Below are 25213 nucleotides of genomic sequence, written 5' to 3'. Positions count from 1 at the left end.
GTAATTGAAAAATATTTAATGAGAACTAATCTAAGAATGACCTATTTAACAAAAAGTGGCCATACAACAAAAATTATCATTGATGATTCCTGGACCCACACCAGTTCCAGAAAAAGTTTTACAAGCATTAAGTAAGCATCCAATAGGCCATCGCAGTAAAGAATTCCAAGATCTCGTAGAGAGTACTACTAAAAATTTGCAATGGCTTCATCAAACTCAAAATGATGTTCTAACAATCACTGGTAGTGGGACCGCCGCAATGGAGGCTGGAATAATTAATACCTTGAGTAGAGGAGATAAAGTAATTTGTGGAGAAAATGGAAAATTTGGCGAAAGATGGGTAAAAGTTGCTAAAGAATTTGGTTTAGATGTAATAAAAATTGATTCCGCATGGGGAACTCCACTTGATCCAGAAGAATTCAAAAAGTTATTAGAGGAAGATAAAGAAAAAGAAATAAAGGCGGTTATTTTGACTCATTCTGAAACCTCAACAGGTGTAATTAATGATCTTAAAACTATAAGTTCATATATTCGGGAACACAAGACAGCTTTATCAATTGTTGACTGCGTTACAAGTCTTGGAGCTTGCAATGTACCTGTAGATGAATGGGAATTAGATATTGTTGCTTCAGGATCACAAAAGGGATATATGATACCACCAGGGCTTAGTTTTATAGCAATGAGCCAAAAAGCATGGGAAGCTGCAGAAAAATCTAATTTACCAAAATTTTATTTAAATTTAAAATCCTACAGAAAAAGTCTTTTAAGTAATAGTAATCCATATACTCCAGCAGTTAATTTGGTTTTTGCTTTAGATGAAGCTTTAAAAATGATGAGAGAAGAAGGCTTAGATAACATTTTCCTCAGACACAATAAACATAAACTAGCAATGAGCAATGCTGTAAAGGCTTTAAATCTAAAATTATTTGCTGATGAAAATTATTTAAGCCCTGCAATTACTGCAATAAAAACAGAAGGAGTAGATGCTGAAGAATTTAGAAAAATAATAAAGACTAATTTTGATATTTTACTTGCTGGTGGTCAAGATCATTTGAAGGGGAAAATATTTAGAGTCGGACATTTAGGTTATGTTAATGATAGAGATATTATTACTGTAATTTCTGCTATAAGTCATACGCTTCTCAGCCTTGGTAAAATAACAGCCCAACAAGCTGGTGAAGCATTAGTTGTAGCATCTAGATTGCTTGAAGGAAATTAATTTAGGTTCCTGGCTCTTCAACATTTCCGCCTAGTTCAACAATTTTTTTTCTAAGAACGATTGATTTTTTTTCATCACCGTTAGTTTGTGCTATTGCAAGTGCAAATTCTAATTTTTCTAGCTGATGGCCACCCTCAAAAAAAGATAATTTTTTCTTTATACGGTTTTTATTATCTTTGTATGAAATTTGTGAAGACATAAAAATTCATCCTTTGTTAAATATTATGCCAAAAAAAAGGGACATTATGAGAGGAAAAGAAAAATATAATTTGACTATAAACCCAAGCAAAAAAATAATTTTCTAATATTATGACCAAACATCATTAATATCTATGCCCAACATAAATCTAATTTATTATCTAATTGCCGGTACCATTTTTGGTACATTAGCTCTAAAAACAGGCATTCCAGCAGCTCCTCTTGCAGGCGCTTTAATAGGAGCAAGCATACTCAGCATTAGTGGTAAAGTAAATTTAGCTGAGTGGCCAACTGGAACAAGAACAATATTAGAGATTGGAATTGGTACAGTTATTGGTACATCCTTAACTAAAGAATCATTAGTTGATCTTCAAATCTTATGGAGGCCAGCAATTTTAATAACTTTTACTTTAGTTATTACTGGCTTAGCAATTGGTTTATGGACAAGCAGATTACTTAATATAGATATAATTACTACAATTCTTGGGGCTGCACCAGGAGGAATCAGCGGTATGAGTCTTGTAGGGTCTGAATATGGCGTAGGAGCTGCAGTTGCAACTCTACACGCAGTAAGGTTGATTACTGTTCTTCTAATTCTTCCCTTAGTTGTAAAATGCTTGAACTTATTTGGATTAATAAAATCTTAAATCTCTATAGACATATTTCCAATAAAAGATATTTTTAAATGGGAGGCAAAATTGAATGAAAGATTTTAAAAAAAAATTAATTTTTCTAACCCTTGGGATGATTCCTACCCTATCACTTCAAACATCTAAAGTTTACGCAGGCTCTTTTGGTGCAGAAATTTTTTGTACTATGAGAGATGGAGGTAATGATCATGAAAGCAGTTGGGAGGCAGCATATACATATATAAAAAAGCAAAAAGGAGGGTTTTTCAAAGTCTCACCCAAACAAGCAGCAGCACAAATTACTGAATCAGTGATAAGAGACAGAGAAGCCTTTAGCTATTGTATTGAATTTCTAGATCAACTTCATCCGAATAGAAAACTAATAAGAGATTTACAAAAAGAAGAAGAGAGAAAAGAAAAAGAAGCTCAAGAAAGAGAAAACAATAGGAAAAGGTTAGAAAAAGAATTAGAAGAAGCTAATGAAGATTTTTCAGATGAAACTATAGAAAGATATAGTTATTAATTTTAAATTTTTTTACGTATTGTTAATTTTATTTTGTATCCATAAACACTAAATTCTATTTTTGAGTACTAATTTCAACTAAAAATAATAAATTAATATTGACTTTTGATATTTACAAGCCATCATTCATGTAATTAAATAGCCTGAATGCATATTAATGATGCGGTGTTTTTAGAGGATTTATGTCCTAAATTCAGATTCAGACAATGGCGAAAATCAATTCATAGATTTACTGGAAAAAGTTGCATATATTGTGGAAAACCATCTGAATCTATAGATCATGTACTACCACGTAGCCAAGGAGGTTTAAGTACAACAGAAAATTGTGTACCTGCATGTCTTTCCTGTAATGGTGATAAATCAAATGAAAATGCTTTGTATTGGTATAGGAGACAAAAATTTTATGATCCTCGAAGAGCGATGGCTATAAGAGCTTGGCTAGAAGGAGATTTAAGATTAGCCATAAGATTACTGCAATGGGCAAATCCTACTTTCAAAGTAAATAATAAAACTTACGAAAAAGATAAATCAGAATATAAAGCAGCTTAACTACCAAACGTTACATATTTTTCTAGAGTTATAGCTCTCACATATATTTCCCAATTCTTTTGGAGATTCTGGGAATATTAAAATTGTCAAAAATGAAATGAGTAGGAGAAATAATTTTTGGTAGAATTTAAATTTAATTGCATTGATTTCTTTTTCTATCAAACGAACATAACTTTTGCTAATGCAGAATGTTTTTGATTTTAAATGAGGTTTAAGAGCTGTTTTCATGATTAATTAATACATATGTACTATCCTAGCTCCGTATGAAGAACACAGCAAGTTTACTAAATAATAAAATTAAGTTTTTAATCTTTGGATGTGGTTTTAGCGGTAGTTTCTTTGCAAAAAAAATAAGACAATTAGGTTGTAATGCTTTAACAAGTTCGAGAACTGAAAATAAAGATCCAAATAGTTTCGTTTTTAATAGTGAAAACGGTACTATTCCTAATGAAAAAATTTTTGATGGAGCTACACATATTCTTAGTTGCGTGCCTCCCGACAAAAATGGTAATGATCCCGTATTAGGAAGTCTTAAAAATAAACTAAAAAGTTTATCTCTTGAATGGGTTGGATATTTATCTACAACAGGAGTATACGGGAACACCAAAGGTGGTTGGGTTTCTGAAATTGATCAACCTAACCCTTTTCAAAAAAGGAGCCACAAGAGATTAAATTGTGAAAAAGAATGGATTGAATCTGGTTTACCTGTGCAAATTTTTAGATTACCCGGTATTTATGGACCTGGAAGATCCACTTTTGAAGCAATAAAAAATAGAAAAATTCGAGTTATAACTAAAAAAAATCAGGTATTCTCAAGAATTCATGTTGCTGATATTACAAATGCAATTATCTATCTATTAAAAAATAAAAATTCCCTAAAGTTTTACCAGATTGTTAATATTGCAGATGACGAACCTTGTTCTCAAATTGAAGTTATCCAATATTGCTACGATTTACTCGGTTTAAAAATGCCAAAGCCAATATTATTTGAAGATATTAAGGAAGAATTATCCCCAATTGCTCAATCTTTTTGGATGGAAAATAGAAGGGTTTCTAATAAACTTTTATGCGAAACACTGGGATATAAACTAATTTATAGAAACTATAAAATTGGCTTAAAAAATTGCTACTTGAATGGTTAAAAAATAAATTCAAGAACTTTTTATGAATCTTAAGAATAAAAATAATAAATTTAAAATAATTTTAAGCGTGGGAGATGAGTCTGGGGTTGGACCTGAAATAATCTTGAAGGCTCTTTGGTCTGATGAAGTACCTAAAAACATTGAATACATTTTAGTAGGTTCAAAAAAAAATTTACAAAATACACATAATCACCTTAAATCATTAGGTTTAGAAAACCTCGCAAACCCTAATAATTTTAAAATTTATGATCTCGAAGTTTCTTCATCTGGTAATAATCAGAAATCAAATTATGGTAATTCAAGCTTTTATTACTTAAAAAAAGCAATTGAGATTGTAAAACAGACTCCTGATTCAGCACTTGTAACTGGCCCAATTTGCAAGAAATCATGGTCTTTAGCAGGTCATTACTTTTCTGGGCAAACTGAAGTATTAGCGAAATCTTGTGGAGTAAACAATGTTGGAATGTTATTCACAGCAAAATCACCTATTACAGGTTGGAGATTCAATACTTTACTCGCTACAACCCACATAGCTCTTAAAGAAGTCCCCAAGAAATTAAATATAGAAGTAATCCATTCTAAATTAAATCTTTTCAAAGATTTTTGTAGTGCCTATGTTGATAAACCTACTTTCAAAGTTGCCGGATTAAACCCTCATGCTGGCGAAGAAGGTATTTTGGGGAATGAAGAAAAAGATTGGCTCAATGACGCATTAGTCACTTGGAATAAAAAGAATAGAGAAATTAAATTATTAGGGCCTTTATCTCCAGATAGTTGTTGGAATTCTTCCGCAAAAGCTTGGAGAGACAAAGATGCTGAAAAACATGATGGCATTCTAGCTATGTATCATGATCAAGGTTTAATACCAATGAAAGTTATAGCTCTTAATTACTCAGTAAATACCACGATAGGTTTACCCTTTATAAGAACATCTCCAGATCACGGGACAGGATTTGATATTGCAGGTAAAGGAATCGCTCAATCTCAAAGCATGATTGAGGCTATAAAAGCGGCAATAGAATTATCTAGAAAATCAAGACTGTTTAACTCGCATTAAAACTTGACCAAATTCCACTGGCGTTCCATTTTCAACCAGAATTTCTACTATTTCAGCGTTAAATTCAGATTCAATTTCATTCATCAACTTCATAGCTTCCAAAATACAAATAGTTTGGCCGACCTTAACAATATTTCCCACTTCAACAAATGGGTCCTCCCCAGGCGCTGCGGCCCTATAAAACGTACCAACCATAGGAGAAGTAATTTCAGTGAGATCTGAGCGTCCAGGAGGAGCCACTTGAGGCACCTCGGGCTCATTAATTATTGATACATTATCATTTATGGATTTTTGATTAGCAATTTTTTGTCCATCAAATGCAGTATTAGAAACCAAATTAGTAGTAGTTTGATTCTGATCTAATAAATGCCGTTTTATTTCGAGTTTGAAATCTTCTCCTTCTAGTAAAAATTCCTGAAAATCGCTAGAAGAGATTTTCTCTATTATGCGATCTAAGTCTTCATGATCTAATTTCATAGCAATTAATTTTCACGTCCAAGATAACTATCGTTACGAGTATCAACTTTAATCATTTCTCCCACAGAAATAAATAAAGGAACCATAACTTGAGCACCTGTTTCTAGAATAGCTGGTTTCGTGCCCCCACTAGCAGTATCACCCTTTACTCCAGGATCGGTCTCTGTAACTTTCAAGGTAATAGATATTGGAAGTTCCACTTCTAAAACTTTACCATTATGGAAAATAACATTAACTTCCATACCTTCTTTCAAATACTTTGCGCCTTTACCAATTTGTTCAGAGGATAGTCTTGTTTCTTCAAAACTCAACATATCCATAAAAACATAATCACCAGACTCCACATAAGTATGCTGCAGGTTAGACTTCTCAAGGATAGCCTGCTGTACTGATTCTCCGGCACGAAAAGTTTTTTCAACTACGTTGCCGCTTTGAACTGATTTTAATTTTGTTCGCACGAAAGCAGAACCCTTGCCAGGCTTGACATGTAGAAATTCTACAACACGCCAAACTTGTCCATCCAATTCAATGGTGGTACCTGTGCGAAAATCGTTACTGGAAATCATTCCTGTATTACATCCCCAAGGATCATAAACCTGCAAGAGTGCTATGCAAAAATTCTTATCAAATCAGAACAAACTTTTTTTGAGTTTATTAATCGTAATTTTACACGTTTTTCTCTTTAAACCAATTCAAGTATTAGCTGATTTACCTACTGGAAATGCAGTAAAAGACCCTAATGCAATCCTCAGAAACGCACTCCCCATCAAGCAAGTTGAGTTACAAGAAATTCAACACAAACTGGAAGAAACAAGTGACCTTGTTAGAGGAGGAAGATGGCCAGCGCTTGCGAAAACTGTTACAAAATGTCAATCTTTGCTAAAAAAATATCAAAATCGAATAGTCCAAGAATTACCAATTGAAAAAAAGAAGATTGCTGAGAAAACATTTTTGGAACTCAAAGAAAACTTTGATAGCCTTCAAGATTATTCGAAATCGAAAGATAAATATTCATTTATAGCAACACGAAAAGAAGCTTTAGACAAAATAGGGGGATTAGAAGAATATTTCCTACCAAATAAATTTCCTTACGATATTCCAGAAGAGTTTGATAATCTTCCAAGATTATTAGGTCGAGCAAAAGTTAATATTAAAACCTCTAAAGGAGATATGAAAGCTATTGTAGATGGGTTTAATGCACCACTTACAGCAGGAGCATTTATAGATTTATCCTCAAAAAATTTCTATAAAGATTTACCCATCAATAGAGCAGAAGAATTTTTTGTACTACAAACAGGCGATCCAATTGGTGAGGCAATTGGTTATGTAGATCCCGAAACAAATGAAGAACGTCACGTTCCTTTAGAAATTAGAATTCCTGATGAAAAAGAAACTTTTTATAATCAAACTTTTGAAGATTTAGGTCTTTACACAGAAACACCAACATTACCTTTCGCAACACTTGGAACTCTTGGCTGGTCCCATTCAAATACGGCGGTTGATGACGGGTCATCACAATTTTTCTTCTTTTTATATGAAGCAGAATTAAATCCAGCAGGTCGCAATTTAATTGACGGAAGAAATGCTGCTTTTGGTTATGTAGTAGATGGTTTTGATGTATTAGAAGAGCTAACCAAAGATGACACAATAATCTCAATTGATGTTTTGGAGGGGATTGAGTACCTCAAGTTAAATGCATAAAGAAACAATAGAAGATATAGGGGAGAAAGAACTAATTAATAGGCTTGGAAAGTTTATGCCTAAAAATCAAGTTTTAGATGATTGCGCTCTAATCAAATCTAATAATAACGACTTACTTGTCAATAATGATTCTTTGGTTGAAAATATTCATTTCAATGAACTTACTATTTGCCCTAAAGACCTTGGATGGAAAGCAGTTGTGAGCAACATCTCTGACTTATTGTCCAGTGGCAGTAAGAAAACTATAGGAATTACAGTAAGTTTAATTCTACCAGCTGACACTGAATGGATTTGGGTTGAAGAGTTGTATAAAGGAATCAATAAAGCTTTAAAAAATTATGGTGGGATAATTCTTGGAGGAGATTGCTCCAAGGGTAATCAAAAAACTATATCAATAGCAGCCTTTGGGGTTCAAGGAGAACTTCAATTACGAAGAAATGCCTGTAAACCAGGGGATATTATCTTAACTACAGGAATTCATGGTCTTAGCAAATTAGGATTTATGATACAGAGTAAAATAAATTTTGATGATAATGTTTCTCTTAATAAGAGATTAATCAATAAGTCAATCGAACATTTTTGTCAGCCTAAAGTTTACCCAGATTTTCTAAAAAATCTTCTTAAAACTCGCTCCAATAAAACGATTAACAAATTAGGTTGTACTGATAGTAGTGATGGTCTATTTCAAGCCATACAAGATTTAGCAATTGCTAGCAAATGTAAAGCAATTTTGAATTATGAAAAAATACCCAAGGATAAAGATTGGCCAAAAGGAGATAAATGGGACGAATATTATTTTTTTGGTGGAGAAGATTACGAATTAGTTTTCTCATTGCCCAAAAAATGGGCAAAGAATTTAACTAGACTAGATAAAAATATTACCAAAATCGGCTATTTTGCTAATGGTGAACCATCAATAGAATTTAAAAATAATAAAAAGGATGCGTTATTAAAAAATACACCTTTTAAACACTTTTAAGTTATTCCCAATTTTTAGCAACAATCTCTGCTAAATCTGCAACCCTCTGACTATAACCCCATTCATTGTCGTACCATGCAAGAACCTTAACAAGATTATCTCCGATACACATAGTAAGGTCACTATCTACAATAGATGATTCATTGGTACCTGCATAATCGCTTGATACTAAAGGTTCATCACCGTACTTAATAATACCCTTCATTGAACCTAAAGATGCTTCCTTAAGAGCATTATTTACTTCTTCGCTTGTGACAGATTTAGAAGATTCAAAAACGAAATCCACAGCAGAAACATTGGGTGTTGGAACCCTCATTGCAATTCCAGTCAATTTGCCTTTCATTTCTGGGTAAACTAATGCAACTGCTTTGGCGGCTCCTGTAGAGGTTGGAACGATATTAGTTGCAGCGGCTCTAGCCCTTCTTAAATCTCTATGACTATTATCTAGAATTCTTTGATCACCTGTATAGCTATGAATTGTAGTCATCAGACCCTTATTAATCCCAAAAGTTTGGTCTAAAACTTTCACTACTGGAGCTAAGCAGTTGGTAGTACAACTAGCATTACTCAAAATATCATAGTCTTTGTGATTATATGTATCAGCATTAACCCCAACTACATAAGTACCGACACCAGCCCCTTTCCCAGGAGCCGTTAAGATAACTTTTTTTGCTCCCACCTCTAAGTGCTTGCTTGCTCCAACATCAGTATTAAAAACTCCAGTTGATTCAATAACTAAATCTACACCCCAGTCTTTCCAGGGGAGGTTCAATGGATTTCTATCAGAAAAACACTTGATTGTCTTATTATTTATTACAAAAGTGTCGTCAGTATACTGAATTTCAACGCCATCAAGCTGACCAAGGACTGAGTCGTATTTTAAAAGATGAGCATTAGTCTTGGGATCTGAAGTTACGTTAATACCTACTACTTCAATATTGGTATAAGCACCTCTACTGAGCCAACAACGCATAAAGTTTCGACCAATTCTGCCAAACCCGTTAATTGCAACACGCAAAGTCATAACTAATAATTTCCAAATGATTAACCTAAGTTGCTGATCATACTGAATTTTGTGCAATAACGTAAGGTTTTTTTAATTTATTAAGCAAATAAGTCTAGTTTTGTATTAATTCCAGAAAAAAAATCATTTTTTTTTAAGAAAAAATACCAACATTTTACTTTGAAGTTATTTTTAATTTAAGGAAAAGATAAACATTGGACAAAGAATTAATACCTAAAAATCATTTTCATTTTATTGGAGTGGGAGGTATTGGAATGTCAGCAGTTGCAATGGGTTTACTAAAAAAGGGATATTCAATTTCAGGATCTGATTTAGTTAAAAACAATGAAACGAATAAATTAGAAAAATTAGGTGCAATTATCTTTAATTCTCAAATTGGACAAAATATTGAATTTATAACTTCAAAATTTAACAACAAATTGATTAATTTTGTTGTAAGCACAGCTATCAAGCCAGAAAATGAAGAATTAATGTATTGCAGAAAAAAAAATTTAACAGTAAAACATCGTTCAGAGATTCTCTCACTTTTAATGCAGTCTTATACTTCATTGGCTGTTGCGGGTAGCCATGGAAAAACATCAACAAGTACATTTCTTTCCACACTGCTTGATTTATGTACACATAATTCTTCTTCAATAACTGGGGGAATAATTCCTATCTACAATTCTAATTGTTATTTAGAAGATACAAAATTCTTAGTAGCTGAAGTTGATGAGTCTGATGGCACAATAATTAACTATAAGTCTGAAATTGGAATAATTAATAACATTGATTTTGATCATTGTGATCATTTCTCTGATCTAGAAGAAGTAATATCTTCCTTTAAAAACTTCGCTCTAAATTCTAAACAATTATTAATTAATTTTGATTGCGAAATCATAAGGAACAATTTTAATTCTGATAATAAGTGGTCAAACACTAGAGCAATAAACGTTGCTTATGCCTTAATTCCTACTGAAATTAATAAAAGCCACACTATTGGAAAATATTATGAAAATGGAAATTTCATAAGTAATATAAACATTCCAATTCCAGGCCTACACAATTTATCGAATATCACTGCTGCCATAGCAGCCTCAAGAATGATAGGTGTAGATTTTTTAGAAATTAAGAAAAATATAAAATACCTTAAGCTCCCAAAAAAAAGATTTGAATTTAAAGGGCAACTTAATGAGAGGAATTTATATGATGATTATGCACATCACCCAAACGAAATAAAAGAGACGATCAAATTAGGGAGATTATTTATTAAGCAAAAGAATAATAATGAACCTCAAAAAAGTAGATTAATAGCAATATTTCAGCCTCATAGATACTCTCGAGTAAAGCAATTTAGTAAGGAATTTGCTGAAGAATTATCAAAAGCAGATGTTATTTACTTAACAAGAATTTATGGAGCAGGAGAAAAAAACGAAGATCAAATTACTTCAAAAATTATCGCTGATCTAATTTATAAACAAAACAAAAATGTTAGTTATATAAATAATTATCATGAAATTGCTAAGAATTTTTACGAATTAACTCAAAAAGGGGATTTAATTTTAAATATGGGGGCTGGGGATTGTCATAATTTCTGGTCGATTTTAAATGAAAAAAAATTTAAAAGCTTAAATAATTTATGATTAAAAAGATTTTTTCTGAGAACTTTAATCTAAGTAGTTATACGACTATAAAAGTGGGAGGAGTAGCTGAATATTTTGCTGAGCCAAGAAATCTAGACGAATTTTCATATCTAATAAAATGGGCTCATTTAAACAAACAAAAATGCCAAATAATTGGTGCGGGTTCAAATCTTTTAATCAATAATATTTTCATAAAAGGTTTAGTTATATGTACAAAAAAATTGAGGTCATTAACTATAGAGCCATATTCAGGAATTGTTGAAGCGGAAGCAGGTGTAATGCTCCCAACATTATCTAATTCTCTTGCTAAAAATGGATTACAAGGAGGTGAATGGGCTGTCGGGATTCCAGGGACACTAGGAGGTGCAATTTATATGAATGCTGGGACAGGAAAATTATCGTTAGCGAAAAATCTTATTTCTGTGACGGTTATTAATAATACAACTTATGAAAAACTTGAAATTGATAAAAAAGATATTAAGTTTCAATATAGATTTAGCTCTTTTCAAAGAAATGATTTAACAATTATTAGTGCAAAACTTCATTTTGAGCCTAATGGAAATATGGAACAATTAATTCAAACAACCAAAAATAACCTTAAATTAAAGACGGAAACACAGCCATATCACCAACCAAGTTTTGGCAGTGTTTTTAAAAATCCTGAGAATAATTATGCAGCAAAATTAATTGACGATATAGGTTTAAAGGGATTTAAAGTTGGGGGTGCAGAAGTTTCTTCAATGCATTCAAATTTTATAATTAATAATTCGTCAGCAAGTTCAAAAGATATTTATGAATTAATAACTGTAATTCAACAAAAAGTACTACAAAACAAAGGAATTTTTTTGCAACCTGAAGTAAGAATGATTGGTTTTGACTATCCTAATTAAAGAAACTTTTTTACAAAATGGCGGGTTTTGGACTTCCTAACTTTGGACAACTTACAGAAGCTTTTAAAAAAGCAAAACAAATTCAGCAAGATGCTCAAAAATTACAAGATGAACTTGAAAATATGGAGATTGAAGGAAAAAGTGATGATGAAATGATCAAAGTCTGGATAAGTGGCAACCAACTACCTTTAAAGGTAGAAGTGCAAGAAAATATTTTAAATTCAGATAAAGAAAAAATAGAGCAAAATATCTTACAAGCTATTCAAAAAGCTCATGAATTATCTACTACAACTATGAAAGAAAGGATGAATGACTTGACTGGTGGATTAAATCTTAATCTTCCTGGTTTTGATAATAGTGACTCTTAGAAGACTCGATCATTTCTTTGTAAAAAGAATATCTTTCGAAAGATTTATTTAAATTGCAACCTTCATCATTCACATGTAAGCAGTTACGAAATTTACACTTAATTTCTTCATCGAGTATTTGTTTATATATTTCTGGATAAAGATTTGGCAACAACCTAATATCAACCTCAAAATCTTGCATATTAAAACCAGGAGTGTCAACAATATAACTTTGATTTGAGACGGAAAATAACTCAACATTTCGTGTGGTATTTTTACCTCTCTTGATTTTATTGGAAACTGGAGCAGTACTTTTTTGTAAGCCTGGAATTAACATATTTAGCAAAGTAGTTTTACCAACACCGGATGGGCCCATAAAGATTGAACACTCTTTTTCCTTTAACTCAGCTAATAAATTTTTAAAATGATCAGATTTCCTTAAATTTAAAGTTATTGCTTGATAACCCCATTTATAGAATTTATCAAGCAAGAACAATCTTCTTTTATCTGAAATTAAATCACACTTCGTCAAAACTAATGACACTTCAACTCCCATCGATTCTGCTGATATCAAAAACCTATTAACTTGAGATAAATTTAACTCTGGCTCTGCAACAGAAAAAGTAATATAAATATTAGAAATATTTGCAACTGAGGGTCTAGCTAATAAATTTTTTCTTTTTTTTACACTTGTTATTACTGCGCGTTTGCTTATTAAATCAATATTATCAATTACTACTTGGTCTCCTACATAAATGAGTTGATCTTTGAAATTTATAGACTTTCTTACCTTACATAAAAACCTCTCAATATCCCCGAAATTTCCTTGATTTTTTAAGTCAACTAAAAAAAATTCATTAAATTTTTTTGTAACTAAACCTAAGTATTTACTATTTTTTTTCATTAAATATTTTTATTGTTATAAATTTTTCATTTTCTTTGATTTGTTTAAACAAACTTCCCATATCTTTTAAATTTTTTAATACCATTTCTTCTGGTTCCCCCTTATCGAGTTCAATTATCAGTTGTTCATTTTTGGATAACTTCTCTAAAGCCAATTTCATTTTGACAACATTTAAAGGACATGGAACCGATTTAAGATCCAAGTGCTTTAAAAAAGCCATTAGGATTCTTTTCCAAATAATTTACTAAATAATCCAGTACTAGAATTAATATTTTTATCTGAATATTGTGAAGCTAAACCCACCAAAAGCTTTCGTTCTTCGTCAGTTATACGAGTTGGTAATTTTACCTTTACTAAAACTTCATGATTTCCTCTTGCAACTGGATTACCAAGTCTAGGTACCCCTTTATTCTCAAGCGAGAGAGTTGTATTTGGTTGAGTACCACTTGGAATTTTTAAATTAACATTTCCATCAACTGTATTAATTTCAACAGTATCTCCTAAAATAGCTTGTAAATAACTCACAGCTATTTCTGAGTAAATAGTCACACCATCTCTTTTAAGTTTTGAATCATTCCTAACTTTGATAAAAACATACAGATCTCCAGGTGGTCCACCTTTCAAACCAACATTTCCCTCTCCGGAAACTCTTAATTTAGTACCAGTATCAACTCCCGGAGGTATATTAATTCTTAATTTTTTTCTAATTTGCTTTACTCCATTACCGCCACAACTTATACAGGGATCTGCAATTATCTGACCAGCTCCATTACAGGAAGGGCATTCAGCAACTTGTGTGAAATTACCAAAAGGTGTTCTCGTAGCTCTTCTAACTTGTCCACTTCCTCCACATGTTGAACAAGTTTTTGGACCTGTTCCTGGCTTGGCACCTGTTCCCTTACAAATTTCGCATGTCTCAAGATGAGGAATTTTAATATCTCTTTGTTGACCAAATATTGCATCTTTAAAGTCAATATTCAAATCGTACCTTAAATCGTCTCCTTGTTGAGGGCCTCTTCTTTGAGCTCTTCCACCCTGTGGATTTTGTCCACCAAAGCCATTAAAAAAGGTTTCAAACAAATCTGCAAAGCCGCCCATATCACCCATATCAGGCATTCCAGCAGCACCTCCAAGGCCGGCCTCTCCAAACTGATCATATCTAGCTCTTGTTTCAGGATCGGCCAACGCTTCATAAGCTTTGCCAATTTCTTTAAATTTATCTTCAGCACCAGGTTCTTTATTTACGTCAGGATGATATTGCCTAGCTAATTTTCTATAAGCCCTTTTTAAGGTATCCGCATCAGCATCTCTTGAGACTCCAAGTATTTGGTAAAAATCAGCCATTAGATAATACTCAAGTAAAAATTTGAACTTTATACATCTTCAGAAGTATTTTCCTCTGAATCAATATCCCTTTCAACTTTATCCTTTTCTAATTCGTCTTGTGAATTTTGTTTTGCAGGTCCCATGGAAACTTTAACCAAAGCATGACGCAAAACCTTACCTTCTAAATGATATCCTCGTTGTAATTCTTCTACAATCTCATCTTCCTTAAACTCTTCACTAGGCTCTCTTAATACAGCTTCATGTAAATTAGGATCAAACTGCTGACCAACAACTCTCATCGGCGCAACTCCTTGTTGTTTTAAAACCTCTACTAATTGTTTATATAATCCTTGATAACTTCTATGGAGAGCTTGAGCTTCTTCACTTTCTGGTTTAAGTTGTTGTCTTGCTCTCTCAAAATTATCAACAATAGGAAGAATTGCAGTTATAGTTTTAGAAACAAGTTGGATTTTTAAGTCATCCTGATCTCTAGATTGCCTTTTTCTAAAATTATCAAAATCTGCTGAAATTCTTACGTATTGATTTTTTAAAGTTTCATGCTCTTTTTCTAACTGTTCTAACCTTGCATCATTATTAGAAATAGTATTTTTTAGTTCTTCAGTATTTATTTCTTCTGATTTTTGATTTGATGATTCATCAAGTTCAATCGATGCATCTTCTGGAGATGGAGTAACTTCGGGAGGACTATCCTGATCAGAAATATCATTATCTTTATTTTCAACATTGTCTGATTGATTTTCAATCATTTTTCTAAAAATTTAATAAGACTATTTTCCATTAAAATGACGCACAAAACAAGTTGCGGAAGGCCGCACAAATGTTTAATCAGGAACAAACCTTAATGCTAACCCGTTATTGCAGTATCTTTTTCCTGAGGGGGCTGGACCATCATTAAAGACATGCCCTTGATGGCCTCCACATCTAGAACAATGATATTCGGTTCTCGGGACAATGAGTTTGAAATCAACCTTCGTTTCAACTGATCCATTAATTGAATCCCAAAAGCTTGGCCATCCTGTGCCGCTATCATACTTTTTATCAGAAAGAAAGAGTGGCAAATCACATCCTGCGCAGTGAAAAACCCCTTTTCTTTTTTCGGAATTTAGCTGGCTACTGAAAGCTCTTTCAGTCCCTTCCTCCCTTAAAATATAATAAGATTCTGAACTAAGCCTAGATTTCCATTCATCTTTAGATAAATTCCACTCTTCTTTAGAACCAATTGAAGAGGCTAAAACTTTCATGGGCTTAAAGATTATTTTTAAGATTGACATAATAGGGATTAGAATAAAAGATCTTCTTGTTTGAAATTGATTCATATATTTAAATCACATAAAAGTAATGAATTTGTATCAACCTAATTCTATGAAAAATATTCATAAATTAAGTATTGCTCCAATGATGGATTGTACCGATAAACATTTCAGAATGATAATGAGAAAAATAAGCTCTAAAGCCCTTTTATATACGGAAATGATTGTGGCCCAAAGTTTGTTTTATACAAATGAAAAAGAAAAGTTTCTAGATTTTAATTATGAAGAACACCCAATATCGATTCAATTCGGTGGAGACAATCCTGTAATTCTTAAAGAAGCTGCTCGCATTGCACAAGATTGGGGTTATGACGAAATAAACTTTAATGTTGGTTGTCCAAGTCCAAGAGTCTGCTCAGGCAATTTTGGCGCTTCATTAATGAAAGATCCTGAAAAAGTAGCAAAATGCATAGAATCGTTAAAAAATAACTGCAACTTACCAGTCACGATCAAACACAGAATCGGTGTGGATAACGATGATAGTTTCATAAATTTAAATAATTTTGTAAGGGATGTAGCAAATGCTGGTGCAGACAGATTTACAGTTCATGCAAGAAAAGCGATATTAAAAGGTCTCAATCCAAAACAAAACAGGACTATACCTCCACTTAAATACGATGTAGTAAAAAAATTAAAAAAATTAAATCCAGAATTATTAATAGAAATCAACGGGGGCTTTACAAATATCGATGAATCCTTAAAGGCTTTATGTGATTTTGATGGTGTAATGATTGGAAGATCGATATATAAACACCCTTTAAGATGGTCTGAAATTGATAAAAAAATTTATGGTATTAACAAAAAAGCCAAATCTGCTTCAGAAATTATATTCTCCTTGATTCCATACATAGAAAAACACTTAAGTAATGGAGGAAAATCTTGGGATATTTGTAAGCATCTAATAAATTTAGTTGAAGGTATTCCAAAAGCAAAAATTTGGAGGAATCAAATTTCAAATAAATCTATAAAAAAAGAATTAGACATTGAATATCTGCTGAAAATAACAACTAGACTTAAAGAAATGGGCTATTAAGTTTCCTCGTTTGAAACATTGTTCTCATTAGAAACGCCTCTTTTTCTCCTGCTTCTACCACTTTCATATTCAGCATTTTCAGAAGAGTTTCCATAACTTCTATCTTCCCAACCTTCTGCTCCTGAAGATTTATTAGTATAAGAGTTATTGTGTTCAGAATTGCCACCACCGTAGCCACCACCGTAGCCACCACCGTAACCACCGCTATTATTTCCACCGCCGTAGCCACCACCGTAACCACCGCTATTATTTCCACCACCGTAACCACCGCTATTATTTCCACCGCCGTAGCCACCACCATAACCACCGCTATTATTTCCACCTCCGTAGCCACCACCGTAACCACCGCTATTATTTCCACCGCCGTAGCCGCCTCTTCCTCCTCTTCGAGATCCACCAGATCCTCTTGGCTCAGCCTTATTGATTCTTAAAGGCCTACCCATAAGCTCGCTACCTTGCAAACCATCAATAGCTGCTAACTCAATTGATTCATCCGCCATCTCAACAAATGCGAATCCTCTTTTTCTTCCAGTATCTCTTTCAAGAGGAAGGGAACAATTTAAAACTTCACCAAAAGGGGCAAATAATTGTAAAACATCTTCACGCTCTGCACGGAAAGGCAAATTGCCAACAAAAATACTCACTTTAAACTCAACAAAGAAAAATTACCTAATTAAAAAAACTACATTTAGTAGTTCTATAACATTACATTACTATTCTACTTCAAAGTATACCCTTGTTGTAGAAAAACAATTGATATTCAAATTAACAATTTTTTTTGCCAGTTTTTTATCTCTTTTTCTACTTGGGTAAACCCTGTTCCTCCTTCACTTATTCTAGACTTAACAACATTAAGAGGTTCAAGCTCCGCAAAAACATCCTGATCAAATCCGGAATGAAATTTTTTAAATTCATCAATTTTAAGATTTCTTAATAACAATTTTCTCTCTGAACAATACTTAACAATTTCACCCACAACTTGATAAGCGGTCCTAAAGGGAACATGTTTACCAACTAAGTAATCAGCCAAATCTGTAGCATTAGAAAAGTCATTTTCCACCGAAGCAGCTAAATTTTTTATATTAAATTCAATCCCCTCATTAATTAAAATAGTCATCGCTTTTATGCAGGAAGATATTGTCTCTGCTGTATCAAAAATTGGCTCTTTGTCTTCTTGAAAATCCTTATTGTATGCAAGTGGTACTCCTTTGACCATAGTTAATAATGCTTGAAGATGCCCATAAACTCTTCCCGTTTTACCCCTTATCAATTCTGGAACATCTGGATTTTTTTTCTGTGGCATTAAGCTACTCCCAGTAGCACATTTATCTGTTAATTTTGCAAAAGAAAACTCATCAGTTACCCATAAAATTATTTCCTCTGAAATTTTACTTAAATGAGACATTACCAAAGCAGATGCGGAAACAAACTCTATACAAAAATCTCTATCACTAACCGCATCAATACTATTTTTATAAATCTTTTCGAAGCCTAATTCTTTAGCTGTAAAGTTCCTATCTATTTTTATTTTTGTACCTGCTAATGCTGCAGCTCCTAATGGGGAAACATTGACTCTTTTTCTTACTTCTTTAAACCTTTCGCGGTCTCTTTGAAGCATTTCTAAATAAGCCAATAAATGATGAGCCAGAGATAATGGTTGGGCTCTTTGCATATGTGTATATCCAGGAATTAATGTATAAATATTAGATTTAGCGAGATTTAAAAAGGATATTTGCAAATCAATTATTAAACTTTCAATAATATCAATTTCTTTTCTTAGCCACAATCTTAGATCTGTACCAACTTGATCATTTCTGCTTCTGCCTGTGTGTAATTTTTTTCCAGTTTCACCTATTAAACTAATTAATTTTTCTTCAATACAGTAGTGAATATCTTCAGAAGGTGGGTTAGGAGAAAATTTACCCTCTAAATACTCATCTTTAATTGTCTCAAGACCATTAATAATTTGCGAAACCTCTGAAGACGATAAAACTTGAGTTTTTCCAAGCATTTTTGCATGTGCAATTGAGCATTCTATATCTTCTAAAATAAGCTTTTTATCAAAGCCAATTGAAGCATTAAACTTTTCAATAAAAGGATTAAGTGAATTATCAAACCTTTTACTCCAAACTTTTGCCATATCAACTAATAACTTTAGATATCTCTAATAAAGCATTTTTTTATATAGGTGACAAAAATTATCTACTTTAATTGAAAAACAACAATAGATGCATCATCTTCCAAATGTCTATTTTGTCCAGTGAAGTCATCTAACTTTTTAAAGATTTTATTTAAGATTTCTTGAGATGAATAAGATTGTTTACATAATTTTGTGAGCGTTTTAATTAACCTTTCCTCATCAAATCTTTCACCTAAAGAATTTGAAGTATCAATTACTCCATCAGTGTAATAGAGAACTAAATCATTTTCATGAAGCTTAATTTCGCCACAATTATATTCAGCATCTTTTTGTAATCCAAGAACAAATCCTTCTGCATCTAATTTAATAATTTTCTGATCTGAGCTTTTCCAAAGTAAAGGAGGATTATGTGCCGCATTAGCAAACCTCAATTTTTTAGTTCTAGGATCATAATCTGAATAGAACAATGTCACAAATCTATGCGATTGATCTAAGTCGTTTATCGCTAATTGATTCAAATCATGCAAAATTCTATCTGGGGGCAAACCTGTAAGAACTTCGGCACGTAACATTCCTCTTAGCATAGTCATTAGAAGGCCAGCTGGAATACCTTTACCCATAACATCACCTATTACCAAAGCCCATCTAGCTTTTTCTTTTCTTTTTTCAGAAATATTCGTTTTCAAACACATGAAGTCATAGTAATCTCCGCCTAACTGGAGTGCAGGTCTACAATGAGCTGCAAGATCTAAACCGTAAATAATTGGACAATAATCAGGAAGTAATCGAGATTGAATTTCAGCTCCTGTAGAAATTTCTCTTTCTACATTTTCATGCTTTTTATTTGTTTTTATTAAATAGTAATTTTCTAATCCAACGGCAAGACAATTTTGTATAAAATTAAAATTAGAATCATCTATAATGGACTCACTAGAAAAATCTTTGCTAAAAATATAAATAAAACCTCTGCATTTACCTCGGGATAATATTTTATCTGTTTCGATTTTGTACCCTAAAAAATTATTTTTTAAAGAGTTTTCAAAGGATAAAATTTCTTTTATTTTAAAGTTTTTAGAAAAATTAAATTGTTTGATAAAACTATTAATTTCTTCTTGAATTTTAAAATTTTCATTATCAGCAGAAATTTTAATATTTTCATACCATATATCTTTATTATTATTTAAGGGAATAATTAATATTATTTTTTCGTTAAAAATATGTTTAAAAATTAAGCATATATAATCTAAAAATTTATTTATATTGGAAAAAGATTTTAAATAATATGCCAATGAAGAAGCAATTTCAGAAAATTTATATTTATTTTTTAAAGATACTTTAGATTCATTATCTAAAAATTTTTGAATAAATTTATTAGAAAATAATTTTTCTTTTTGATTATTTGTCACCACAAATTAAATAGATAAATATGTTTTAACATTAAAATTAAATTTTTAAAAAAATTTGATTAAATATTTATTGATCTGCAAGCAAAGCCTCCACAAATTCATAACTATTAAAAGGCCTTAAATCTTTTATCCCTTCTCCAGCCCCAATAAATCTTATGGGCAAATTTACTTCTTCAGAAACGGCTAAAGAAACGCCTCCTCTTGAAGTACCATCTAACTTAGTAATAATTGCTCCACTTAAATTTGCTGTTTTAGCAAAACTTTTTGCTTGTTTTAAGCCATTTTGGCCTTGACTTGCATCTAAAACTAATAATGATTCAATGATTGCATCTGGTACTTTTTTATCAATAATTTTTTTTATTTTTGCTAATTCGTCCATCAAATTATTTTTCGTTTGTAATCTACCTGCTGTATCAACTAGTAATAAATCAACATTTCTTTTTTTTGCAGAATTGATTGCATCAAAAACCACCGCCGCTGGATCAGCGTTTTTTGATTGATTAGATATAACATCAACATTACTTCTCTCACCCCACACTTTTAGTTGTTCCACTGCCGCAGCCCTAAAGGTATCAGCAGCTGCAATCAATGTTTTATAGTTACTTTTTGAAGACAAATATGCTAATTTGCCTAATGTTGTTGTTTTACCAACGCCATTAACTCCTACTAATAACCAAACATTTAGCTTACCCTTTTGAGGAACTAAAAGATCATTACCAGAATTTTTTATTGGTTTGTCGATGATTAATTTTAATTCCCTCTTCAAGAATTTTATTCCTGCTTCTCCACCCACGACTTCTTCGTTTAATTTTTTTCTGAGTGAACTTATAACTTTATCAGTTGAATCAATCCCAACATCTGCCCTTATCAATAGAGTCTCTAAATCATCGAGAGATTCAGGAGTTAGAGGATCATCTCCCAATTTTTCTAATAATTCAGTGACAAATCCTTTTCTTGTTTCCTCTAACCCTCTTCTTAATTTAGTTAACCAATTAATTTCATCTAGCGATATTTGATTCTTTTTTTTTCCTTGAGCAGCTAAAACCATTGCCGACCAAGTAAAATTATCATCAAATTCTCCTAACTCAGGTTCAGATATAGTTTTATTTGATTCCTGAATATTATCTCTAATACCAGGATCGCCTATATTTTGTTTTTGCTCCTCTTGATTCTTTAATTCTTGTTTTTGCTCCTCTTGATTCTTTAATTCTTGTTTTTGCTCCTCTTGATTCTTTAATTCTTGTTTTTGCTCCTCTTGTCTTTTTTTTAAGAGGGCATAAGCTTCTGCCGCCCACTCTCTTGAATTATCAGAATCAGTATTAGTCATTTATATTTTTATTCGTAATCAATAAAATTTTAAAGCACTATTTATTTATATCAAAAAATTATTGCAATTTTACTGTTTGTAATCTCCTTAAAACTCCATTAATAAATTTTCTTCCTTGGACATCACTATATTTATTAGCTAAATTAACAGCCTCATCACAAGCAACAGCAATAGGGGTGTCCAAAAAATTAATATCCACAAATGCTAATCGCAAAATATCACGATCAACTCTTGGTAATCTTTTTAATCTCCATCCATCCATGACTTGATCAATATCAGAGTCAATAGTAGCGAGGTTATTAATAATTTTGCTAATCCTCTTATTCACATCTTCTCTAATATCAATTTGTCCACTAGAAACAATTAATTTTGGAAAGTCTAAGGTTAATGAAAGTGTGTTCATGACAGTTTCAATTTTTTTTAAAGATTTTTTTAACTCGTCTCTAACGTTTGAAAAAGAAGAATTTGATCCTTCCTGCAATTCACTATCTAATATTTTTTGTGATGCATTTTCTAAATCTATTTCACAATTATCTAATTCATCTCTACAGTGGTTTATTAGAGAATCTAAAGCAGATTCAAAAATATTTTCAATCTGAATTTTTGTTAATTTGAGGTTACCTTTATCTTTTATCAGACCTAGAGAAATTAAAGATAATTCTCTAGAAAGTGATTTATTATAATACATCAATTAAGAGGAAGTATTAGTGGAAGCACGTAACTGAGAAAATAATTTTGAAAATGTTGGATTTGTAGTATTATTTTTCTCATCTGGATTAACTATCCCTGCCGAAATTATTGTTCTAAAAGCATCTTCAACAGAAATATTTAAATCCTTAACAGAGGTTTCAGGAACCAATGTATACCAACCAGTAGTTGGATTAGGTGCTGTGGGTATAAAAACACTTAGCAATTTTTCTTCCAATTCTGGCTGAAGAGACGGACCAACATCTCCAGTCACAAAGCCTACACTATAAAGTCCTTCACGTGGATATTCAACTAAAACAACTCTTCTAAATCGATTAGATTTATTACTTAAAAAAGTTTCAAGTAATTGTTTAAGCGTTTTATAAACCGCCCCAGCTACGGGAATTTTTGATAAGGTACCCTCTCCAAATTCTAATAACCACCTTCCAACAAAATTTCTAGCCATTAAACCTATAAGCAAAATAGCTAACAAAGGAACTGTTAAACCCAAAGTAAGATTAATTAAATCTTGTAATAAAGGGTTTAAAGTAATAAAAGGATTTAATTGCTTAGGAACAGAAGTAACTAACGTTAAAACAAATTTACTAACTAAAGATGATAGCCATATTGTTGTTGCCAAGGGTATGACAACTAACAATCCGGCAATAAGATCATTTTTTAAATCCTGTTGGAGCCTAGATCCTAGGTTTAAATCTGGATTTTGATTAGAGTCACTCAAAATAACCTTTCAAACTATATTTACTTTACTAATAATTTAACTGTTTTTACTTAGTTAGGATACGTTTTTTTTAATTATTTATTAGTTTCTTGTTTAAAAAATAACTGTTATGAGAAATGCAATACATAATAAAGAAATGATCGATAACATTCAAACCAAAAAAGAAATAAGTGACAAATTAAAAGAAAGAGCACTTTTTGAGGGTTTTTCAATGGCTGGAATTGCTTCGATTCCAGGTAGTTCGCGCATTAAATTAAGAACAAATGCATTAGAAAGATGGTTATCAAATAACTACCATGCTGAAATGAAATGGATGGAAGCAGAAAGAAGAAAAGATATAAACTCACTTCTTGAAGATGCAAAAAGTGTTCTAAGCGTTGGTTTTTCTTACATTAATTCAAATAGCAATAACAACGTCTTCAAAGTAGGGAAATTCAGCCAAGGAGAAGATTATCATAAAGTTATTTACAAAAAATTAAAAAATGTTGGTAGTTGGATTAATCTAGAAATTCCTGATTGCAAATGGAAGATATGTGTTGATTCCTCCCCGCTTCTTGAAAAAGCATGGGCCGAAGAATCAGGTCTTGGTTGGATAGGTAAAAATAGTAATGTAATTAGTACGAAAAATGGTTCTTGGTTTACTTTAGGTTTTATGATTCTTACAAAAGATTTAATACCAGATAAACCTCATCAATCACTTTGCGGAAAATGTGATTTGTGTATTGAAACTTGTCCTACAAAGGCAATAGTAGAACCCTTTGTAATACAATCTGATCTATGCATCGCTTATCATACGATTGAAAGCAGGGAAAAAACTATTCCAAAAAAAATAGAAGAAAAATTAAATGGATGGGTTGCGGGATGTGATATTTGTCAAGATGTATGCCCTTGGAATAAATCAGTACCATACAACAATACTTTTGAGACTGCTCCAAAAGAATGGATTAAAAATCTTAATATTGAATCATTATATTGGGATGATAAAACTTGGGAAGACAATCTTAAAAACACCACATTAAAAAGAATTAAACCATGGATGTGGAAAAGAAACATTAAAGCAAATCTAAAGAAGAAAAAAGCAAAAATATGAAAAAGTATTTAAAAAATATAATATGTTTATTTTTAATTAGTTTTTTCTTTTTTAAAATAGAAAAAGTTCAGTCAATTATTCCATATTATTATTACCCAACAATAAAAAACTTACAAAAAGAGAGCCTATCTTTGGGAAAAAATGCATATCAACTTCTATATTTTGGACTTTATGAAGAAAGTCTTAACTTAGCAAAATTAGCAGTAAAAATAAATCCAAACGATCTAGAACTGTGGTTAATTTTATCTGAGACACAGATAGCTAACAAACAATACAAACAGGCATTAAATTCCTTAAATAATGCGGAAAAAATAAATCCAAACACTAGCAAAATATATTTTGCTAAAAGTAATATTTACTTAAAAATTAAACAAGAAAAAAATGCAAAGACTGCTTTAGAAAAAGGATTAAAATTTGACCCAAATAACTATAGAGCTATTTTTCAATTGGGAAATATTTTATTAATGGAAAAAAATTACTCAAAAGCTATTATGATTTTTGATAAATCTTTAAAAATTAAACCTGATTTCTGGCAAGCAATTAATAATCAAGGTTTAGCATATTTCGAAAAAAACAATATAAATCTATCAATAAAACTTTTTGAACAAGCAATCTCAATCCAAAACAATGCTGAACCATTACTAGGTCTTGCCTCATGTTTAAGAGTTAAAGATACTGAATTGGCGCTCCAACTAGCAAAAAAAGCATTATCTAAAGATCCCAAATATGTTGATTATGATTATAGAAAAGAACAGTTATGGGGGGAAAAAATACAAACCTCAACTGAATTACTTTTAGCAAATGAACAACTTGAAAAAGATATAATACTGGCGAAATCTAAAATCAATACATCTTCTTAATTTTCAATACTGG

General features: G+C 31.7%; 29 protein-coding genes. 14 read left to right on the top strand and 15 right to left on the bottom strand.

Annotation, left to right across the window (positions count from 1 at the left end; all coding sequences use genetic code 11):
* Nucleotides 1–82 precede the first annotated feature (82 nt).
* Nucleotides 83–1219, top strand: coding sequence for a pyridoxal-phosphate-dependent aminotransferase family protein (locus EV01_RS00575; RefSeq protein ID WP_032518093.1), 1137 nt, complete (start codon nt 83–85; stop codon nt 1217–1219).
* A gap of 1 nt (nt 1220) precedes the next feature.
* Here the strand turns inward: EV01_RS00575 and EV01_RS00580 are convergent, their stop codons facing one another.
* Nucleotides 1221–1418 carry a hypothetical protein gene (locus tag EV01_RS00580; RefSeq protein WP_025880040.1) on the bottom strand — a complete coding sequence of 66 codons (198 nt, stop codon included), beginning with the start codon at nt 1416–1418 and terminating at the stop codon, nt 1221–1223.
* 133 nt (nt 1419–1551) lie between these two features.
* Here EV01_RS00580 and EV01_RS00585 point away from each other — a divergent pair, with 133 nt between their 5' ends.
* The 5 genes from EV01_RS00585 (at nt 1552) to pdxA (ending at nt 5317) form a co-directional block, all read left to right on the top strand.
* The gene (locus EV01_RS00585; protein ID WP_032518523.1) at nt 1552–2064 is read left to right on the top strand and encodes an AbrB family transcriptional regulator; all 513 of its coding nucleotides are present in this window, start codon (nt 1552–1554) and stop codon (nt 2062–2064) included.
* 55 nt (nt 2065–2119) lie between these two features.
* Nucleotides 2120–2569, top strand: a complete 450-nt coding sequence (locus tag EV01_RS00590) for a DUF6554 family protein (RefSeq protein ID WP_032518071.1) — start codon at nt 2120–2122, stop codon at nt 2567–2569.
* A 147-nt stretch (nt 2570–2716) separates the two neighbouring features.
* On the top strand, nt 2717–3118 hold the full coding sequence (locus tag EV01_RS00595; RefSeq protein WP_032518070.1) for an HNH endonuclease: 402 nt from the start codon (nt 2717–2719) through the stop codon (nt 3116–3118).
* Nucleotides 3119–3381: 263 nt separating this feature from the next.
* On the top strand, nt 3382–4260 hold the full coding sequence (locus EV01_RS00605; RefSeq protein ID WP_032518068.1) for an oxidoreductase: 879 nt from the start codon (nt 3382–3384) through the stop codon (nt 4258–4260).
* A 22-nt stretch (nt 4261–4282) separates the two neighbouring features.
* Complete coding sequence (gene pdxA / locus EV01_RS00610; protein ID WP_032518067.1) at nt 4283–5317, top strand: 4-hydroxythreonine-4-phosphate dehydrogenase PdxA; 1035 nt, start codon at nt 4283–4285, stop codon at nt 5315–5317.
* Here the strand turns inward: pdxA and accB are convergent.
* Nucleotides 5294–5800 carry an acetyl-CoA carboxylase biotin carboxyl carrier protein gene (accB, locus tag EV01_RS00615; protein ID WP_032518066.1) on the bottom strand — a complete coding sequence of 169 codons (507 nt, stop codon included), beginning with the start codon at nt 5798–5800 and terminating at the stop codon, nt 5294–5296. The two genes, pdxA and accB, sit on opposite strands and share 24 nt — an antisense overlap.
* Entirely contained in the window at nt 5800–6360 is a 561-nt protein-coding gene (efp, locus tag EV01_RS00620; protein ID WP_032518092.1) for an elongation factor P, read from the bottom strand. The genes accB and efp overlap by 1 nt, the downstream gene beginning before the upstream one ends.
* A 43-nt stretch (nt 6361–6403) precedes the next feature.
* On the opposite strand from efp, the gene EV01_RS00625 reads away from it, so the two are divergent.
* Both EV01_RS00625 and thiL read left to right on the top strand, forming a co-directional pair.
* On the top strand, nt 6404–7495 hold the full coding sequence (locus tag EV01_RS00625) for a peptidylprolyl isomerase (protein ID WP_032518065.1): 1092 nt from the start codon (nt 6404–6406) through the stop codon (nt 7493–7495).
* Nucleotides 7488–8474, top strand: coding sequence for a thiamine-phosphate kinase (gene thiL, locus EV01_RS00630; protein WP_032518063.1), 987 nt, complete (start codon nt 7488–7490; stop codon nt 8472–8474). The genes EV01_RS00625 and thiL overlap by 8 nt, the downstream gene beginning before the upstream one ends.
* Before the next feature lies 1 nt (nt 8475).
* On the opposite strand, the gene gap is transcribed toward thiL, so the two are convergent.
* Complete coding sequence (gene gap / locus EV01_RS00635; protein ID WP_032523314.1) at nt 8476–9498, bottom strand: type I glyceraldehyde-3-phosphate dehydrogenase; 1023 nt, start codon at nt 9496–9498, stop codon at nt 8476–8478.
* A gap of 194 nt (nt 9499–9692) precedes the next feature.
* Between gap and murC the strand changes: the two genes are divergently transcribed.
* The 3 genes from murC to EV01_RS00650 are packed head-to-tail and all read left to right on the top strand — an operon-like array spanning nt 9693 to nt 12378.
* Complete coding sequence (gene murC, locus EV01_RS00640; protein WP_032518062.1) at nt 9693–11120, top strand: UDP-N-acetylmuramate--L-alanine ligase; 1428 nt, start codon at nt 9693–9695, stop codon at nt 11118–11120.
* Nucleotides 11117–12010 carry a UDP-N-acetylmuramate dehydrogenase gene (gene murB / locus EV01_RS00645; RefSeq protein WP_032518061.1) on the top strand — a complete coding sequence of 298 codons (894 nt, stop codon included), beginning with the start codon at nt 11117–11119 and terminating at the stop codon, nt 12008–12010. The genes murC and murB overlap by 4 nt, the downstream gene beginning before the upstream one ends.
* 17 nt (nt 12011–12027) lie before the next feature.
* Complete coding sequence (locus EV01_RS00650) at nt 12028–12378, top strand: YbaB/EbfC family nucleoid-associated protein (protein ID WP_032518522.1); 351 nt, start codon at nt 12028–12030, stop codon at nt 12376–12378.
* Here the strand turns inward: EV01_RS00650 and rsgA are convergent.
* The 5 genes from rsgA to msrB form a co-directional block, all read right to left on the bottom strand.
* Complete coding sequence (rsgA, locus tag EV01_RS00655; RefSeq protein WP_032518059.1) at nt 12344–13261, bottom strand: ribosome small subunit-dependent GTPase A; 918 nt, start codon at nt 13259–13261, stop codon at nt 12344–12346. The genes EV01_RS00650 and rsgA overlap by 35 nt on opposite strands.
* Entirely contained in the window at nt 13248–13481 is a 234-nt protein-coding gene (locus tag EV01_RS00660; protein WP_032518058.1) for a sulfurtransferase TusA family protein, read from the bottom strand. Before EV01_RS00660 ends, rsgA begins: the two co-directional genes overlap by 14 nt.
* Nucleotides 13481–14605, bottom strand: coding sequence for a molecular chaperone DnaJ (gene dnaJ / locus EV01_RS00665; protein WP_032518057.1), 1125 nt, complete (start codon nt 14603–14605; stop codon nt 13481–13483). Before dnaJ ends, EV01_RS00660 begins: the two co-directional genes overlap by 1 nt.
* Nucleotides 14606–14634: 29 nt before the next feature.
* The gene (gene grpE / locus EV01_RS00670) at nt 14635–15354 is read right to left on the bottom strand and encodes a nucleotide exchange factor GrpE (protein WP_032518055.1); all 720 of its coding nucleotides are present in this window, start codon (nt 15352–15354) and stop codon (nt 14635–14637) included.
* A gap of 75 nt (nt 15355–15429) precedes the next feature.
* The gene (msrB, locus tag EV01_RS00675; RefSeq protein ID WP_032518054.1) at nt 15430–15924 is read right to left on the bottom strand and encodes a peptide-methionine (R)-S-oxide reductase MsrB; all 495 of its coding nucleotides are present in this window, start codon (nt 15922–15924) and stop codon (nt 15430–15432) included.
* 22 nt (nt 15925–15946) lie between these two features.
* On the opposite strand from msrB, the gene dusA reads away from it, so the two are divergent.
* On the top strand, nt 15947–16951 hold the full coding sequence (dusA, locus tag EV01_RS00680) for a tRNA dihydrouridine(20/20a) synthase DusA (protein WP_032518053.1): 1005 nt from the start codon (nt 15947–15949) through the stop codon (nt 16949–16951).
* On the opposite strand, the gene EV01_RS00685 is transcribed toward dusA, so the two are convergent.
* From EV01_RS00685 to EV01_RS00710, 6 genes are all read right to left on the bottom strand, one after another.
* Nucleotides 16948–17595, bottom strand: coding sequence for an RNA recognition motif domain-containing protein (locus EV01_RS00685; protein WP_032518052.1), 648 nt, complete (start codon nt 17593–17595; stop codon nt 16948–16950). The genes dusA and EV01_RS00685 overlap by 4 nt on opposite strands.
* 116 nt (nt 17596–17711) lie before the next feature.
* A complete protein-coding gene (gene argH / locus EV01_RS00690; RefSeq protein WP_032518051.1) occupies nt 17712–19091 on the bottom strand; it encodes an argininosuccinate lyase in 1380 nt (459 codons plus the stop codon).
* A 62-nt stretch (nt 19092–19153) separates the two neighbouring features.
* Nucleotides 19154–20497 carry a PP2C family protein-serine/threonine phosphatase gene (locus tag EV01_RS00695; protein ID WP_032518050.1) on the bottom strand — a complete coding sequence of 448 codons (1344 nt, stop codon included), beginning with the start codon at nt 20495–20497 and terminating at the stop codon, nt 19154–19156.
* A gap of 67 nt (nt 20498–20564) precedes the next feature.
* Nucleotides 20565–21824, bottom strand: a complete 1260-nt coding sequence (ftsY, locus tag EV01_RS00700; protein ID WP_032518049.1) for a signal recognition particle-docking protein FtsY — start codon at nt 21822–21824, stop codon at nt 20565–20567.
* A gap of 58 nt (nt 21825–21882) precedes the next feature.
* Nucleotides 21883–22512, bottom strand: a complete 630-nt coding sequence (nusB, locus tag EV01_RS00705; RefSeq protein WP_032518048.1) for a transcription antitermination factor NusB — start codon at nt 22510–22512, stop codon at nt 21883–21885.
* Nucleotides 22513–22515: 3 nt separating this feature from the next.
* Entirely contained in the window at nt 22516–23250 is a 735-nt protein-coding gene (locus EV01_RS00710; protein WP_032518047.1) for a DUF502 domain-containing protein, read from the bottom strand.
* 136 nt (nt 23251–23386) lie between these two features.
* On the opposite strand from EV01_RS00710, the gene queG reads away from it, so the two are divergent.
* Together queG and EV01_RS00720 are read left to right on the top strand one after the other, a co-directional pair.
* A complete protein-coding gene (gene queG, locus EV01_RS00715; protein WP_032518090.1) occupies nt 23387–24340 on the top strand; it encodes a tRNA epoxyqueuosine(34) reductase QueG in 954 nt (317 codons plus the stop codon).
* Nucleotides 24337–25200: a tetratricopeptide repeat protein gene (locus EV01_RS00720; protein ID WP_032518046.1), complete on the top strand. Its 864-nt coding sequence runs from the start codon at nt 24337–24339 to the stop codon at nt 25198–25200. The genes queG and EV01_RS00720 overlap by 4 nt, the downstream gene beginning before the upstream one ends.
* Nucleotides 25201–25213: the final 13 nt, after the last annotated feature.

This window comes from Prochlorococcus marinus str. MIT 9401, assembly GCF_000760095.1.
Taxonomy (GTDB): domain Bacteria; phylum Cyanobacteriota; class Cyanobacteriia; order PCC-6307; family Cyanobiaceae; genus Prochlorococcus_A; species Prochlorococcus_A marinus_I.
This window is presented reverse-complemented; position numbering and strand designations above follow the sequence as displayed.